The organism is Clostridium sp. (assembly GCF_026168755.1).
In the GTDB taxonomy this organism is placed as follows: domain Bacteria; phylum Bacillota; class Clostridia; order Clostridiales; family Clostridiaceae; genus Clostridium.
The window spans coordinates 1-15,867 of sequence record NZ_JAPFDR010000054.1 but is presented as its reverse complement, the minus strand read 5'-3'; the positions used below and the strand labels follow the sequence as shown (position 1 = coordinate 15,867).

Genomic DNA, 15,867 nt, shown 5'->3' with positions numbered 1-15,867 from the left:
TTTTATTTTTGCCTCCGATACCGAAGGTCTTTTTGTCATATCCAATTTTTAAATTTTAGTTGATATTACAACGTTATTTTTTAATTATTATTAAAAATTAGCCATAGGCTATTTTTTCATACGAAACTTTACACTATCTTATTTTTCTTATATTGATGCTCTAAATATATTAATAAAACTGATATATCCGCTGGAGATACTCCAGATATTCTTGATGCCTGACCTATACTTACTGGTCTTATTGCACTTAATTTTTGAATTGCCTCTACCCTTAAACCTTTTACATCACTATAATCTATATTTTCAGGCAATAACTTTTTCTCAAATTTTTTAAACTGCTTAACTTGATCTAGCTGACTAGCTATATACCCTTCATATTTAGCTATAATATTAACTTGTTCAACAATATCATCTGTATATCCTGGTCTTTCTAAATCTAATGGTGCTAACATGAAGTAATCTAATTCTGGTCTTTTAATTAATTCATACATACTTATTGGTTTCTTAAGCTCTGTAGAATTAAGTGATACTAAAAATTCATTATTTTCTCTCTTATTAGTTATTTGTAAATTCTTTAGTCTTTCAACTTCATTTTCTATATTAGATTTTCTATTTAAGAATCTATTATATCTTTCATCACTTACTAAACCAACTTTTCTTCCTATTTCAGTTAATCTAAAGTCAGCATTATCTTGTCTTAATAATAGTCTGTATTCCGCTCTAGATGTCATCATTCTATAAGGCTCATTAGTACCCTTAGTTACTAAATCATCAATTAAAACACCTGCATATGCATCAGAACGTGTTAATATCATAGGCTCTTCACCTTTAATCTTTAATGCAGCATTTATACCTGCAACAATTCCCTGTGCAGCTGCTTCTTCATATCCAGAACTACCATTTAACTGACCTGCCCCATATAAACCTTCTATTGTTTTAAATTCTAAGGTTGGTTTTAATTGAGTTGGGTCTATTGAATCATATTCTATAGCATAAGCAGTTCTTAATAACTCTACATTTTCTAACCCCTCTAATGTTCTATACATCTTTACTTGAACATCTTCTGGTAATGATGATGACATTCCCCCAACATACATCTCTAATGTATCTTCACCTTCTGGTTCTATAAATATTTGATGTCTATTTTTATCTGGGAACTTCATTACCTTATCTTCTATAGATGGACAATATCTTGGCCCAACACCTTCGATACTACCATTATACATAGGAGATCTATCTATATTTTCCTTTATAATATTGTGTGTTTCTTCATTAGTATAAGTTAACCAACAAGAAACTTGTTCTCTATCTATATTGTCATGCATAAATGAAAATGGAACTATTTTTTTATCTCCAGGTTGTTCAATCATTTTTGAAAAATCTACAGATCTTCTGTTAATTCTTGCTGGAGTTCCAGTCTTAAATCTTCTCATTTCTATTCCAAGATCCATTAAATGTTGTGTTAACTCATTAGCTGCTGCTAATCCATTTGGTCCACTATTATAAGTTACATCTCCAATTATTATTCTTGCTCTTAAATATGTACCTGTTGTCAACACTATAGCTTTACATTTATAGAAAGCACCATTTTTAGTTAAAGCTCCAACGACCTTTCCATCCTCAACTTCAATATCAATAACTTCTAATTGTCTAACTTCTAAATTTTCTTGCTTTTCTAGAACACTCTTCATTCTATTTTGATATTTTTTTCTATCAGCTTGTGCTCTTAAAGAATGCACTGCTGGTCCTTTAGATGTATTTAACATTCTTGATTGAATAAATGTATGGTCAATATTTACCCCCATTTCTCCACCTAATGCGTCAACTTCTCTTACTAAGTGACCTTTTGCTGTACCTCCTATATTGGGATTACAAGGCATTAAACCAATTGCATCAAGATTTAATGTACATACTAATGTCTTTAATCCCATTCTAGATGAAGCCAGCCCTGCTTCACATCCAGCATGACCTGCACCAACTACAATTACGTCGTATTCTCCTGCATTATATCTCATTTTCTACTCCTACTTTCCTACACAGAAATCTCCAAATATTTTATTTACTAAATCTTCTTCTAATTCATCTCCTGTAATTTCATTTAAAGCTCTTAAAGATGAAGTTACAAAAATAGATATTAAATCTAAATATTCATTCATTCTTACTCTATTTAATGCATTTTCTACATTTTCTAATGCTCTAAATAATGCTTGCTTATGTCTTGAATTAGATATTATCAAACTTTCTGTATCAATTTTTCCACTAAAGAATAACTCTTTTATTGTTTCTTTTAAATCACTTAATCCAAGTTCTTCTTTAGCTGATACCTTAATTATATTTTCAAAACTATTTATCATATTTTCATCAATTTTAGACTCTAAATCTATTTTATTTAATATAACAATACATTTTTTATCCCCAACTGACTCAATAATCTCTCTATCTTCATCATCTAGCTCTCTTGATGAATCAATAACTAATAAAACTAAATCAGCTTCTTGAATTTTTTCTCTAGATCTTTCTACTCCAATTCTTTCAACAACATCCTCAGTTTCTCTAATACCTGCTGTATCAATTATTTTAACTGGAATACCATCTAAATTTATGTACTCTTCAATTATATCTCTTGTAGTTCCTGCAATATCAGTTACTATTGCCCTCTTTTCTCTTAATAAAGCATTTAATAAAGATGATTTTCCTACATTTGGCTTTCCAACAATAGCAAGACTTAATCCTTCTCTAATAAGTTTTCCTTCATCGGCATTTTTTAAAAGAACTTTCATTTCACTTATAGCCTTTTCTAAACTTTCTCCAACCTTTAAAGGAATACTTGGATCTACCTCTTCATCATCTTCTGTAAAATCTACAGCAAACTCTACTAATGCTAATACATTTAACATATATTCTCTTAATCTATTAATTTCTCTAGATAAATATCCTGTACTTTGCATTAAAGCAGATTTCATTGCTAAATCTGTCTTAGCTGTTATTATATCCATAACAGCTTCAGCCTGTGATAAGTCTATTCTACCATTTAAAAATGCTCTTTTAGTAAATTCTCCTGGCTCTGCAAGCCTAGCGCCAGCCTTAATTACAGCCTCTAGAACCTTATTTGTAGATACTACACCACCATGACAGTTTATTTCTATAGTATCTTCTGCTGTAAAGCTTCTTGGCCCTTTCATAAAACTAATTATTACTTCATCAATTAATTCATTAGTTTCTATATCATATATATGACCATATTTCATTGTGTATGGTTTCATATCTTTTATATCATCATTACTCTTAGGTCTAAATATTTTTGATGCTATATCTAACGCTTTATCTCCAGATATTCTTATAATTGCAATTCCGCCTTCACCTAAAGCTGTAGCTATCGCACATATTGTATCAAACTCTTTCATTTTATCCTCCAGTTTTAGTGACAAGTGGATAAATTTCTACATTACAAAGTTGTCACTATTATTAATACTTTTACTAATAAGTATATTTAAATTCTATCCTTATTTTCTTTTTTAATTATTATGCCCTATTTTCGCTATTATTCATTTTACAAAACAATTTTATATAAGTCAAAATTCTAAAAAAATAATAAGAGAAAGCCTAAATTAAGGCTTTCTCTTATTATTTTTTTAAACTTATAATTATTCTTCTGAATGGTTCTTCACCTTCACTATATGTGTTAATATCAGTATATTCTTGTAGTGCTGAATGAATAATTCTTCTTTCATAAGGATTCATAGGTTCTAACTTATATGGTCTTCCAGATTTTTTAACTTTATAAGCAGTCTTTTGAGCTACATTTATTAAAGTTTCCTCTCTTTTGTGCCTATAGTTTTCTGCATCTAAAACGACTTTCTTATACGGATTTTCATGATTCTTATTAACTACTAATGAAACTAAGTATTGAAGCGAATCTAAAGTTTCACCTCTATATCCTATTACTAATCCCATCTTAGAACCCTTTAAATTAATCTTAATAATATTATTTTCCTCTTTAATATCGATGTCTGCATTTATATTCATAGAATTTAAAACATTAACTAAGAATGTTTTTGCATCATCTAAAGAGTCTGGTTTTGCAGTAACTTTAACTTTAGCAGGTTTTATACCAATTAAGTTAAATAATCCCTTACTCCCCTCATCAATTACTTCAACATCAACTTTATCTTTAGTTAACTTTAACTCATCTAATGCATGTTTTAAAGCTTCTTCTACTGTTTTACCAGTCATTTCAATTGTTTTCATACCCTATTCACCACCTAGAAAATATGATAATTATCTCTTTTTAGTTTTTGGTGTAGATTTTTTAGCTTTTTCAATTTTAGATTGTGCTGCTTTTTCTTCTTCAATTTTTTTCTTTTTCATTGCTGGTAAATAATTCAATAAATATGTTTGTATTAATTGAATTATTCCACCAGTTATCCAATAAATTACTAATATTGGTTGGAATTGAAGTGACATAAATCCCATCATACCTGACATAACTATGTTCATAGTACTCATATTCATTCCGCCTTCTTGTTGAGGCATTGATTTGCTCAATAATAATGATGGTATATAAGTACTTAATGCAGATAATATTGCTAATATAATTGAAACAAATCCAAATCCACTTGGCGGAGCAAAAATATCTGGAATGAATAAGAATGATGTATCAGCTCCTGGCGTAGCTGTTATATTTCTAAACACTCCATATAAAGCAAATAATATTGGTAAAGGTAATAATGCAGGTAAACATCCCCCAAACATACTAACATTATTTTCTTTCATTAATTTAGAAGTTTCTAATTGTAACTTCTGTGGATCATTTGCATACTTTGCTTGAAGTTTCTTCATCTCTGGTTGAATTTCTTGCATTTTTGCATTTGATTTTGTTGATTTAATATTAAGAGGTAATATTAATAATCTAATTATCGCTGTAAATAATATGATTGCTAATACATATGAAACCCCTTCTGCCTTTTCTGGTACCCCTAATGCTATAATTAAACTATGTAAAGCCTCAAACATCTTCGTCATTACATCTACTATCGCATTCCACATTCTATAGCCTCCTTATTTTACCGGATCATATCCCCCGTTTTTGTTAAAAGGATTACACCTTAAAATCCTCTTTATAGATAAAAATCCTCCCTTTAAAGCCCCATATTTAGTGATGGCTTCAACTGCATACTGAGAACATGTAGGTACAAATATACATCTTCTTGGACGCATAGGAGAATAATATTTTTGATATAACTTTATAATTGTTAAAAGCAATTTTTTCATTGCAAATATATTCCTGCCTTTTTAAATAAGTTTATCATAGCAGCTTCTACATCGCTATATTTTTTTTCATTTATAGCGCTTCTAGCTACAAAAACAAAATCATATCCTGATTTAATATCTTTTATATTTAATCTATAGCTTTCATATATAAGTCTTTTACTTCTACTTCTAACTACGCTATTTCCAACTTTCTTACTTACTGAAATACCTACCTTATTATATGGTAAATTTTCATCATTTATATTTTTCTTATTTTTGAAAACATATAAAACTAACAAATTATTAGCATAAGACTTCCCTCTTCTGTAGACAAGTCTAAATTCAGTATTTTTTCTTAATTTATATATCATAAGTTTTAATAAATTCTCCTTAAAATTCCTGCATTTGCAGAAAAAAGGCCACAAAGTGCGGCCCTTATGCTGTTAATTTTTTTCTACCTTTTTGTCTTCTTCTCTTAAGAACAGTTCTTCCTGAAGCAGTGCTCATTCTTTTTCTGAAACCATGTTCTTTTTTTCTTTGTCTCTTTTTTGGTTGGTATGTCATGAACATTCGAAATACACCCCCTTTGAGTGATTTATTTTATAGTAAAAACTATACTTCTCAAATTAAATTTACTTTATTATTATATATATTTACCTTTTTACTGTCAATATTAATTAAATTACATAAAATTGTTGATAAAGTTATTCACAGTTTAAAATTTGTGGATAACTTATTGATAACCCATATTGATTTATGATATTATTAAGTGTAAGTGTTAATAAATATGTGAATAACTTAACTTATCCACAACTGTGGATTAATCTGTGTATAACTTGTTCAATTTTTCTTAATATTTATTTAGTTTTTTATATATTTTTGTCAGAAATAGGGCTTTTATTAGCTGTTAATAATATTTAGATTAATAATATCAAAAACTGTGGATAACTATATCATGATTATATTATCTACATAAAATGTTAATATGTTATTAATTTTTTCAACTTTGTCAACAGAATGATTTTTTTGTTAATAATTCTGTTGATATCTTGTTTATAATTTTTTAAAATTTCTTTTTTTGGAGGATAGTAAAATGGAGACTGAGCTTAAAGAACTATGGGAAAAAACCCTGAATATAATAAAAGGCGAGTTAACTGAGGTTAGTTTTAACACTTGGATTAAAAGCTGCGAGCCACTATGCATATCAGCCAATACAATAAAAATCAGTGTCCCTAATTCCTTCACTCAAGATATATTGGAAAAAAGATATAAGGATTTAGTTATAAATTCAATAGAAGCAGCTTGCTCTAAAACTTATAATTTAGAGTTTTTAATCGCTTCTGAAATACAAGAAGCTGAAGAGAAAGAAAAAAAAGAAAAGGAAAATACTAAGGATAATATAGCTGTTACAGTTAATGATGAAATGTCTAGTACATTAAATCCTAAGTATACTTTTGATTCTTTTGTTATAGGTAATAGTAATAGATTTGCTCATGCTGCATCTCTTGCTGTTGCTGAATCTCCAGCTAAAGCTTATAATCCTCTTTTTATCTATGGAGGCGTAGGATTAGGTAAAACACACTTAATGCATGCTATTGGACATTATATACTTCAAAATAATCCAAATGCTAAAGTTGTGTATGTCTCATCAGAAAAATTCACAAACGAATTAATAAATGCTATTAAAGATGATAAGAATGAAGAGTTCAGAACTAAATATAGAAGCGTAGACATTCTGTTAATAGATGATATTCAATTTATTGCAGGAAAAGAGCGAACTCAAGAGGAATTCTTCCATACTTTTAATACTCTACATGAAGCAAATAAACAAATAATTCTATCATCAGATAGACCACCTAAAGAAATTCCAACTTTAGAAGATAGATTACGTTCTAGATTTGAATGGGGTCTTATTGCTGATATTCAAGCTCCTGATTTTGAAACAAGGATGGCTATTTTAAAGAAAAAGGCAGATGTAGAAAAACTAAATGTACCTAATGAAGTAATGGTATATATAGCAACAAAAATTAAATCTAATATTAGAGAGCTTGAAGGAGCATTAATCAGAATAGTTGCTTATTCCTCATTAACAAACAGAGAAATAACTGTGGATTTAGCTACAGAAGCTTTAAAAGACATAATTTCAAATAAACAAAATAAAAGCATCACTATTGATCTAATTCAAGACGTAGTCGCTGCTTATTTTAATTTAAGAGTTGAAGACCTAAAATCACAGAGAAGAACTAGAAATGTAGCATATCCTAGGCAGATAGCTATGTACTTAAGCAGAAAGCTTACAGACATGTCACTCCCTAAAATTGGTGAGGAGTTTGGGGGACGTGATCATACAACTGTTATACATGCTTATGAAAAAATATCAGAAACTCTAAATAATGACGAAAGCTTAGAACATACCATAAACGATATAACAAAAAAGCTAACACAAAAATAATCAACAATTGTACATAATAACTAGTGAATACTTTGTGGATAAGTCATTTTTTAGTGTTTCAGTGTGGATACTGTGGATAAGACTATCAATTTGTTACCGACTTATCCACAGTATTTTTTACATGCATTTTGTTGAAATATAAGAGCTGTAAGTACTTATCCACAAATCCACATCCCTTACTACTACTATTATTATATTTATTTATTATATTTATCTTATTATATTGCATAGTTCAATGTTAATAACTGTGTATAACTTAGGAGGTAAAATTATGAACATAATATGCTCAAAACAAAAATTACAAGAAGGTATTTCTATAGTAACTAAAGCAATTACAGGAAAAACAACAATGCCTGTATTAGAAGGTATATATATAGAAGCCAATAAAGAAGGTTTAACTCTTATTGGTTCCGATATGGATGTAAGTATAGAAACAAAAGTTGAAGCTGATGTTATTAAGGAAGGTAGCATTGTTATTGATTCAAAGATTTTTTCTGAAATTATCAGAAAGCTACCAAATTCTGATGTAAAAATAGAAATAGCAGAAAATGATTTAATACAAATTACATGTGAAAAGTCAGTATTTAACTTAGTTTTCATGAATCCTAGTGATTATCCTGCATTACCAAGTATAAATGAAGATCTTAGCGTTGAAGTTCCTCAAAACTTATTAAAAAATATGATAAAAGGTACATCATTTGCAATAGCTCAAGATGAAGCTAGACCAATATTACAAGGTATACTTTTTGAGGTAAAAAATAAAGAATTAAATTTAGTTGCATTAGATGGATATAGATTAGCTGTTAGAAGTGAATTATTAGATGTAGATGATAACATTGAAGTTGTTATTCCTGGAAAAACTTTAAATGAAGTTTCAAAAATATTAGAGGATAATACTGATATTGTAAAAATTACATTCACAAACAATCATATATTATTTAATATTAATAATACAAAAATTATTTCAAGATTATTAGATGGTAAATTTGTTAACTATATTTCTCTTTTACCTCAAGAATATAAATTATTAGTTAATGTTAAAAAACAAGAACTTCAACAAGGTATTGAAAGAGCATCACTAATGGCTAAAGATGGAAATAGTAATTTAATAAGATTAGATGTTCAAGAAGATACTTTAGTTATAACTTCCAATTCTCAATTGGGAAAAGTTAGAGAAGAAGTTAGTATAAATCTGCAAGGAAACGAAGTTCAAATTGCATTTAATTCAAGATATTTATTAGATGTTCTTAAGAATATGGAAGAAGAAGATGTAGTTATAGAGATGACATCAAGTGTTAGTCCATGTGTAATAAAGGGAAAAAATAGCAATAATGCTAAATATCTAGTTTTACCTGTTAGACTAGTTAGATAGGAGGAATCTTGTATAAAATTTGAATGAATATACAAGAAAAGTGTTATGAATGAAATAGAAATAAGTACAGAATTTATAAAATTAGATTCGTTTTTAAAATTTTCCGGAGCAGCTTCACTAGGATCAGAAGCTAAAATGTATATTTTAGATGAGCTTGTAAAAGTTAATGGTCAAATTTGTATACAAAGAGGGAAAAAATTATATAAAGGTGACATAGTTGAATTTAATGGAGAAAGCTACAAGGTAGTTTAAAAAACTATTTTTTCCAGAGTGATTATCCTTATTAAATTTAATATGTTATAATTAAAGGTGTTTAAGATGTTTATTAAAAGATTGCAAATGCTGAATTATAGAAATTATAATGTATTGGATATAAGTTTAGGTCCACATGTTAATGTTTTTATGGGAGATAATGCCCAAGGAAAAACTAATATATTAGAGGGCATATACTATTGTGCTTTTGCAAGATCTCATAGAACGTCAAAAGATAGAGAACTTATCAATTGGAACTCTGATAATGCATTATTAAGTGTTACAGTTGGTAGAGAGAGATTAGACAAGAGAATAGATATAAGCATTCTTAAGGACGGAAAAAAAGCAATACAAATAAATAAGATTAAAATAAAAAAAATAGGAGAACTATTTGGAAATTTTAATGTTGTAATGTTTTCTCCGGAAGATTTAAAAATAATTAAAGATTCTCCCGGTGTAAGAAGAAAATTCATTGATATGGAGTTATGCCAATTAAATCCTAAATACTATTATAATCTTGTTCAGTACAATAAAGTTTTGAATGAAAGAAATAGTATATTACGAAATAGAAATATAAATAAAGATATTTTAGATATTTATGATATGCAATTGGTGGAATTTGGATATAATATAATAATAGATAGGTTAGAATATATTCAAAAGTTAAATAAATACTCTACTAAAATTCATTCTGATATAACTTCAGGCAAAGAGAAAATTGAATTTAAGTATATTAGCACTATTAAAGATTTAGAAAACATAAAAGAAAATTTCTATTCGCTTTTAGAAAAAAATAGAAGTAGAGATTGTGAAAGAGGAATTACCTCTATAGGTCCACATAGAGATGATTTTACTGTTTTAATAAATGATATTGATACTAAAAGTTATGGATCTCAAGGACAACAAAGAACTGCAGTTTTAACTATTAAATTTTCATCATTGAAAATAATAAAGGAGCTTACAGGAGAACATCCAGTATTACTTTTAGACGATGTATTATCGGAATTGGATTTTAGTAGAAAAAGATATATTTTAAGCACAATTGGAGATATACAAACTATTATTACATGTACTGGAATAGAGGATTTGTATGAGTATTTAGATGATAAATCTAAAGTTTTTAAAGTTAAGGATGGAGAAATCCTAAACTAAGGGAGGAGATCTTATGTTTTTACATTTAGGAGAAAACGTAGTAGTACCAATAAAGGATGTAATTGGTATTTTTGATTTACAAACATCAATGTATAGTTCAGATACAATATCATTTTTAAGAATGGCTGAAGAAGACGGATTTGTTGAAAAGATTTCAAAGGAAAGTCCTAAATCATTTGTTATAGCAGAAGTTAATAAAATGAGTAAGGTGTATTTATCGCCTATTTCATCATCTACTTTAACTAAGAGAACAAATATTGATTATAATCCTTAAGTCCAATATTTAGCCTTCAGAGTTAAGAAAACAAAAATATAAGGAGGAGTTTATGTTGGAAGAGAATAAGCAAAGTTATGATGAAAGTCAGATTCAGGTTTTAGAAGGTTTAGAAGCTGTTAGAAAAAGACCGGGAATGTACATAGGGAGCACTAGCTCTAGAGGACTTCATCATTTAGTGTACGAAATAGTAGATAATAGTATTGATGAAGCTTTAGCTGGATTTTGTAAAAACATAGAAGTTACAATAAATGAGGATAATTCAATTACTGTAATAGACGATGGTAGAGGTATGCCAGTTGGTATACATCCAAAAATGGGCAAGGCAACAGTAGAAGTAATAATGACTGTATTACATGCTGGTGGTAAATTTGGAGGCGGAGGATACAAGGTATCTGGTGGTCTTCATGGAGTTGGTGCATCTGTTGTTAATGCATTATCTGAGTATTGTGAGGTTACTGTAAAAAGAGAAGGTTTTATATGGCAACAAAAATACTCAAGAGGAAATGTATTGTGTGATTTAACTAAAATTGGTGAATCAGATGAGCATGGAACTAAAGTATTATTTAAACCAGATCATGAAATATTTGAAGATACTGTATTTGACTTTGAAGTATTATCAAGTAGATTACGAGAATTAGCATTCCTTAATAAGGGTATAGCTATAACTTTAATAGATAAGAGAGAAGAGGAAGAAAGAGTTGAGAAATATCATTATGAAGGTGGTATAAAAGAATTTGTTTCTTACTTAAATAGAAATAAAGAAGTACTACATGAATCACCTATTTATGTTGAAGGAGAAAAAGATGGAATAATAGCTGAAATTGCACTTCAATATAATGATGGATATAATGAAAACTTATATTCTTTTGCAAATAATATAGATACAATTGAAGGTGGAACTCACTTAGCCGGATTTAAGAGTGCTTTAACTAGAGCAATAAATGATTATGCTAAGAGATTTGGTCATATAAAAGATAATGACAAGAACCTTTCAGGTGATGATGCTAGAGAAGGACTTACAGCTGTTGTATCAGTTAAGATTTCAGAACCTCAATTTGAAGGTCAAACTAAAACTAAGTTAGGAAATTCAGAAGTTAGAGGTGTTGTTGATTCAATTGTTGCTGAAGGAGTAAGTGTTTTCTTAGAAGAAAATCCTGCAGTTGGAAAAATCATAATAGATAAAGCGTTAATGGCTGCTAGAGCTAGAGATGCAGCTAGAAAAGCTAGAGAGCTTACAAGAAAATCAGTACTTGAGAGATCAACACTTCCAGGAAAACTTGCAGATTGTTCATCTAAGGATCCTGCTGAATGTGAAATTTATATAGTCGAAGGGGATTCAGCGGGAGGTTCTGCAAAGCAAGGAAGAGATAGAAAATTCCAAGCTATATTACCACTAAGAGGTAAAATACTTAACGTTGAAAAACAAAGACTTGATAGAATACTTAATGCTGATTCCATAAGATCAATGGTTACTGCTTTTGGTGCAGGAATAGGTAAAGATTTTGATGTTGAAAAGTTAAGATACAATAGAATAATAATCATGACAGATGCCGACGTCGATGGAGCTCATATAAGAACATTATTATTAACATTCTTTTATAGATATATGAGACCATTAATTGATGAAGGTCATGTATTTATAGCACAACCACCATTATTTAAAGTTAGCAAAGGTAAACGCGAAGAGTATGCATATACAGAACCTGAACTTGAGAAAATCTTAGAAGATTTTGGTGGAAAAGATAGTTCAATAAATATTCAAAGATACAAAGGGCTTGGAGAAATGAATGCAAATCAATTATGGGATACAACTATGGACCCAGAACATAGAATTCTTAAAAAAGCAACTGTAAGTGATGCAATTGCTGCAGATGAAATATTTACTATTTTAATGGGCGATAAAGTTGAACCAAGAAGAGAATTCATTCAAAAGAATGCTAAAAAAATAAGCAATTTAGATATTTAGTACTAAGATATTTAGTATTAGTTGAGGTGAGTGCATGAACTTAAATGAGGGAAAATTTATACATGTAGATATAAATAAAGAAATGAAACAATGCTATATCGATTACGCAATGAGCGTAATCGTTGGGCGTGCTCTTCCAGATGTAAGAGATGGTCTTAAACCAGTTCATAGAAGAATTCTTTATGCAATGCAAGAATTAGGCTTAGAACCAAACAAAGGATACAGAAAATGTGCCAGAATAGTTGGTGAAGTTTTAGGTAAATATCATCCACATGGTGATACATCTGTTTATGACGCATTAGTAAGAATGGCTCAGGATTTCTCAATGAGATATATGCTTGTTGATGGTCACGGAAACTTTGGTTCTGTTGATGGTGATAGTGCAGCTGCAATGAGATATACAGAAGCAAAGATGAATAAGATAGCAGTAGAAATGCTTAGAGATATAAATAAAAATACTGTAGATTTTATGCCAAACTTTGATGGTGAAGAACAAGAACCTAGAGTATTACCATCAAGATATCCAAACCTTTTAGTTAACGGATCATCAGGTATTGCTGTTGGTATGGCAACTAATATCCCACCACATAATTTAGGTGAAGTTATTGATGGAACAATAATGTTAATAGATAATCCAGAGGCTACTGGATTAGAACTTATGACATGTATAAAGGGCCCTGATTTCCCAACAGGTGGAATAGTAATGGGTAAATCAGGCATAAGAGCTGCTTATGAAACTGGTAAAGGTAAAGTTGTAGTTAGAGCTAAAACTGATATAGAAGAAGAAAATGGAAGACATAGAATCGTAGTTACTGAAATTCCATACCAAGTTAATAAAGCTAAGCTTATTGAAAATATTGCTGACTTAGTTAAAGATAAGAAAATTGTTGGGATATCTGATTTAAGAGATGAATCTGACAGAGAAGGTATGAGAATAGTAATAGAACTAAAGAAAGATGCGAATCCTAATGTTGTATTAAATTTATTATTTAAGCATACAAAAATGCAGGATACATTTGGAGTAATCATGTTAGCTTTAGTTAATAATGAGCCACATATATTAAACCTAAAGCAAATATTAAGTCATTATATAACTTTCCAAAAAGAAGTTGTAACTAGAAGAACAATATTTGAACTTGAAAAAGCACAAGTAAGAGCTCACATATTAGAAGGTTTAAGAATTGCTTTAGATAATATTGATGAAGTGATAAGTATTATTAGAGGTTCAAAAACTGGAGAAATAGCTAAGAATACGTTAATTGAAAGATTTGGATTATCTGAAAAGCAAGCAATTGCTATTTTAGAAATGAGATTAAGAAGATTAACAGGATTAGAAAGAGATAAGATTGAAGAAGAATATGCAGAGTTAATGAAACTTATTGATTATTTAAATTCAATTCTTTCAAGTGAAGAATTGTTATTAGGGGTAATTAAAGAGGAATTACTTGAAATAAAATCTAGATATAACGATGAAAGAAGAACTCAAATAGAGAAAGTTGTAAATGATATTGATATTGAAGATTTAATTCAAGAAGAAGAAACTGTTATAACTCTAACTCATACAGGATATGTCAAGAGAATATCAGCTGATACATATTCTGCTCAAAGAAGAGGGGGAAGAGGAATACAGGCAATGTCTACGAAAGAAGATGATTTCGTTGAACATGTTTTAGTAACTTCAACTCATTCGGATGTATTATTCTTTACTAATAGAGGTAGAGTATATAAAAAGAGAGCATATGAAATACCTGAAGCAGGAAGAACAGCTAAGGGTACTAATATAATAAATCTTATTCAAATAGAACAAGATGAAAGAATAGAAACAGTATTAACTGTTAGGGACAATATTGTAGATGGATACTTATTCATGGCAACTAAACAAGGTTTAGTTAAGAAAACTCCATTATCAGAATTTAAGAACTTAAGAAAGAGTGGGCTTATTGCTATTAACTTAAGGGAGGGAGATGAACTTCTTAAAGTTAAGGTAACAAGAGGAGATGCTGATATAATAATAGTTTCTCAAGATGGTAATGCAATTAAGTTCAATGAACAAGATGTAAGACCTATGGGAAGAACAGCATCAGGAGTTAAGTCAATGAACTTAAGAGATGAAGATGTAGCTGTTTGTATGGATATAGCTTCAGATAATGAAGATTTATTAGTTATAAGTGAAAATGGATTTGGTAAGAGAACACCATTAACTGAATATAAGAGACAAAATAGAGGTGGAGTAGGTCTTATTACTTATAAGATAAGTGAAAAGACTGGTAAAGTTGTTGGAGCAACTGTTTGTAGTCCAGAAGATGAATTAATGCTTATAAATACTAGTGGTATAGCTATAAGAATAAATGTTTCTGATATTTCAGTAACTAGTAGATCTGCAATGGGCGTTACGTTAATGAGAACTTCAGAAGAGGAAAAGGTAGTAGCTATTGCTAAAATAACTGGTACTGGCGATAATGATGATGAGGAACAATTAACATTAGAAGCTTGTGTAGATAATGAAAGTGATTTAGATAATAAAGATACTAGCTTAGATAGATTAGTTGAAGAGATTCAAAAAGAAGATTCAGAACAATAATATAGACACTTTTATTTAAAAGATTAATATCATGTGGCAAGTTATGAATACTATTAAGTATTTAGTGGCTTGCCACTTTTTATATTTAAATTAGTGTAAAAATAGTATTTAAGAGTTAATATATAAGTACTCTTATCCTAGTGTATCAATAATAGAAAAATAAAGAAATAAGTAGAAAAAGAGAGAATAATAAAAATAAATTAATATAAATATAAAATGAGTTAAAAATAAATTATAGTTACATGATAAGATAAAACACGTCGCTGATGACTAACAGAAAAGCAACATAAAAAAAGTTGACATGTTAGAAATTAAGTGATAAGATAAGTTTCGTTGCTTGAGCGAAACGTCAAAAAAACTTTTAAAAAAGTTGTTGACAGTAGCAAAGAGTGATGATAAGATAAAGAAGTCGCTTCGGTGCGACGGAGTAAATGGTCTTTGAAAATTGAACAGAATATAGTTAAAGTAAACCAGCAATTCTTTTGAGAGTCTTAAAACAAAGACTCAAAGTAATTTGAGCAAATGATTAAACTTTTTAGTGAGAGTTTGATCCTGGCTCAGGACG

General features: G+C 29.2%; 14 protein-coding genes. 7 read left to right on the top strand and 7 right to left on the bottom strand.

All coding sequences use genetic code 11. The features are described 5' to 3' along the window. Nucleotides 1-128: 128 nt before the first annotated feature. From mnmG to rpmH, 7 genes are all read right to left on the bottom strand, one after another. Nucleotides 129-2,015, bottom strand: coding sequence for a tRNA uridine-5-carboxymethylaminomethyl(34) synthesis enzyme MnmG (gene mnmG, locus Q0Y03_RS13510; protein ID WP_297714335.1), 1,887 nt, complete (start codon nt 2,013-2,015; stop codon nt 129-131). Nucleotides 2,016-2,024: 9 nt separating this feature from the next. After that, nucleotides 2,025-3,404 carry a tRNA uridine-5-carboxymethylaminomethyl(34) synthesis GTPase MnmE gene (gene mnmE / locus Q0Y03_RS13505; RefSeq protein ID WP_297714333.1) on the bottom strand — a complete coding sequence of 460 codons (1,380 nt, stop codon included), beginning with the start codon at nt 3,402-3,404 and terminating at the stop codon, nt 2,025-2,027. 220 nt (nt 3,405-3,624) lie between these two features. Beyond that, complete coding sequence (gene jag / locus Q0Y03_RS13500) at nt 3,625-4,248, bottom strand: RNA-binding cell elongation regulator Jag/EloR (RefSeq protein WP_297714332.1); 624 nt, start codon at nt 4,246-4,248, stop codon at nt 3,625-3,627. Nucleotides 4,249-4,278: 30 nt separating this feature from the next. Further along, nucleotides 4,279-5,046 carry a membrane protein insertase YidC gene (yidC, locus tag Q0Y03_RS13495; protein WP_297714331.1) on the bottom strand — a complete coding sequence of 256 codons (768 nt, stop codon included), beginning with the start codon at nt 5,044-5,046 and terminating at the stop codon, nt 4,279-4,281. Between the two features lie 12 nt (nt 5,047-5,058). Then, complete coding sequence (gene yidD, locus Q0Y03_RS13490; RefSeq protein WP_133015131.1) at nt 5,059-5,271, bottom strand: membrane protein insertion efficiency factor YidD; 213 nt, start codon at nt 5,269-5,271, stop codon at nt 5,059-5,061. Then, nucleotides 5,268-5,621: a ribonuclease P protein component gene (gene rnpA / locus Q0Y03_RS13485; protein WP_297714330.1), complete on the bottom strand. Its 354-nt coding sequence runs from the start codon at nt 5,619-5,621 to the stop codon at nt 5,268-5,270. The genes yidD and rnpA overlap by 4 nt, the downstream gene beginning before the upstream one ends. Nucleotides 5,622-5,685: 64 nt before the next feature. After that, nucleotides 5,686-5,820, bottom strand: a complete 135-nt coding sequence (gene rpmH, locus Q0Y03_RS13480) for a 50S ribosomal protein L34 (RefSeq protein ID WP_032116814.1) — start codon at nt 5,818-5,820, stop codon at nt 5,686-5,688. 523 nt (nt 5,821-6,343) lie between these two features. Between rpmH and dnaA the strand changes: the two genes are divergently transcribed. The 7 genes from dnaA to gyrA all read left to right on the top strand — a co-directional run bounded on the left by dnaA (nt 6,344) and on the right by gyrA (nt 15,302). Next, complete coding sequence (gene dnaA / locus Q0Y03_RS13475) at nt 6,344-7,702, top strand: chromosomal replication initiator protein DnaA (RefSeq protein ID WP_297714329.1); 1,359 nt, start codon at nt 6,344-6,346, stop codon at nt 7,700-7,702. A gap of 271 nt (nt 7,703-7,973) precedes the next feature. Continuing rightward, on the top strand, nt 7,974-9,074 hold the full coding sequence (dnaN, locus tag Q0Y03_RS13470; RefSeq protein WP_297714328.1) for a DNA polymerase III subunit beta: 1,101 nt from the start codon (nt 7,974-7,976) through the stop codon (nt 9,072-9,074). 45 nt (nt 9,075-9,119) lie between these two features. Further along, on the top strand, nt 9,120-9,326 hold the full coding sequence (locus Q0Y03_RS13465) for an RNA-binding S4 domain-containing protein (RefSeq protein WP_297714327.1): 207 nt from the start codon (nt 9,120-9,122) through the stop codon (nt 9,324-9,326). A gap of 66 nt (nt 9,327-9,392) precedes the next feature. Further along, the gene (recF, locus tag Q0Y03_RS13460; protein ID WP_297714326.1) at nt 9,393-10,478 is read left to right on the top strand and encodes a DNA replication/repair protein RecF; all 1,086 of its coding nucleotides are present in this window, start codon (nt 9,393-9,395) and stop codon (nt 10,476-10,478) included. A gap of 13 nt (nt 10,479-10,491) precedes the next feature. After that, nucleotides 10,492-10,752, top strand: coding sequence for an extracellular matrix regulator RemB (gene remB, locus Q0Y03_RS13455; RefSeq protein WP_133015125.1), 261 nt, complete (start codon nt 10,492-10,494; stop codon nt 10,750-10,752). 52 nt (nt 10,753-10,804) lie between these two features. Continuing rightward, nucleotides 10,805-12,721, top strand: coding sequence for a DNA topoisomerase (ATP-hydrolyzing) subunit B (gene gyrB, locus Q0Y03_RS13450; RefSeq protein WP_297714325.1), 1,917 nt, complete (start codon nt 10,805-10,807; stop codon nt 12,719-12,721). 34 nt (nt 12,722-12,755) lie between these two features. Continuing rightward, complete coding sequence (gyrA, locus tag Q0Y03_RS13445) at nt 12,756-15,302, top strand: DNA gyrase subunit A (RefSeq protein WP_297714324.1); 2,547 nt, start codon at nt 12,756-12,758, stop codon at nt 15,300-15,302. Nucleotides 15,303-15,867 lie beyond the last annotated feature (565 nt).

Bases quoted from the DNA above. Each gene is read 5' to 3' on its own strand.
- yidD (WP_133015131.1), bottom strand. From the start codon at position 5,271: ATGAAAAAATTGCTTTTAACAATTATAAAGTTATATCAAAAATATTAT.
- rpmH (WP_032116814.1), bottom strand. From the start codon at position 5,820: ATGTTCATGACATACCAACCAAAAAAGAGACAAAGAAAAAAAGAACAT.
- recF (WP_297714326.1), top strand. From the start codon at position 9,393: ATGTTTATTAAAAGATTGCAAATGCTGAATTATAGAAATTATAATGTA.
- Q0Y03_RS13465 (WP_297714327.1), top strand. From the start codon at position 9,120: ATGAATGAAATAGAAATAAGTACAGAATTTATAAAATTAGATTCGTTT.
- dnaA (WP_297714329.1), top strand. From the start codon at position 6,344: ATGGAGACTGAGCTTAAAGAACTATGGGAAAAAACCCTGAATATAATA.
- jag (WP_297714332.1), bottom strand. From the start codon at position 4,248: ATGAAAACAATTGAAATGACTGGTAAAACAGTAGAAGAAGCTTTAAAA.
- gyrB (WP_297714325.1), top strand. From the start codon at position 10,805: ATGTTGGAAGAGAATAAGCAAAGTTATGATGAAAGTCAGATTCAGGTT.
- mnmG (WP_297714335.1), bottom strand. From the start codon at position 2,015: ATGAGATATAATGCAGGAGAATACGACGTAATTGTAGTTGGTGCAGGT.
- remB (WP_133015125.1), top strand. From the start codon at position 10,492: ATGTTTTTACATTTAGGAGAAAACGTAGTAGTACCAATAAAGGATGTA.
- gyrA (WP_297714324.1), top strand. From the start codon at position 12,756: ATGAACTTAAATGAGGGAAAATTTATACATGTAGATATAAATAAAGAA.
- rnpA (WP_297714330.1), bottom strand. From the start codon at position 5,621: ATGATATATAAATTAAGAAAAAATACTGAATTTAGACTTGTCTACAGA.
- mnmE (WP_297714333.1), bottom strand. From the start codon at position 3,404: ATGAAAGAGTTTGATACAATATGTGCGATAGCTACAGCTTTAGGTGAA.
- dnaN (WP_297714328.1), top strand. From the start codon at position 7,974: ATGAACATAATATGCTCAAAACAAAAATTACAAGAAGGTATTTCTATA.
- yidC (WP_297714331.1), bottom strand. From the start codon at position 5,046: ATGTGGAATGCGATAGTAGATGTAATGACGAAGATGTTTGAGGCTTTA.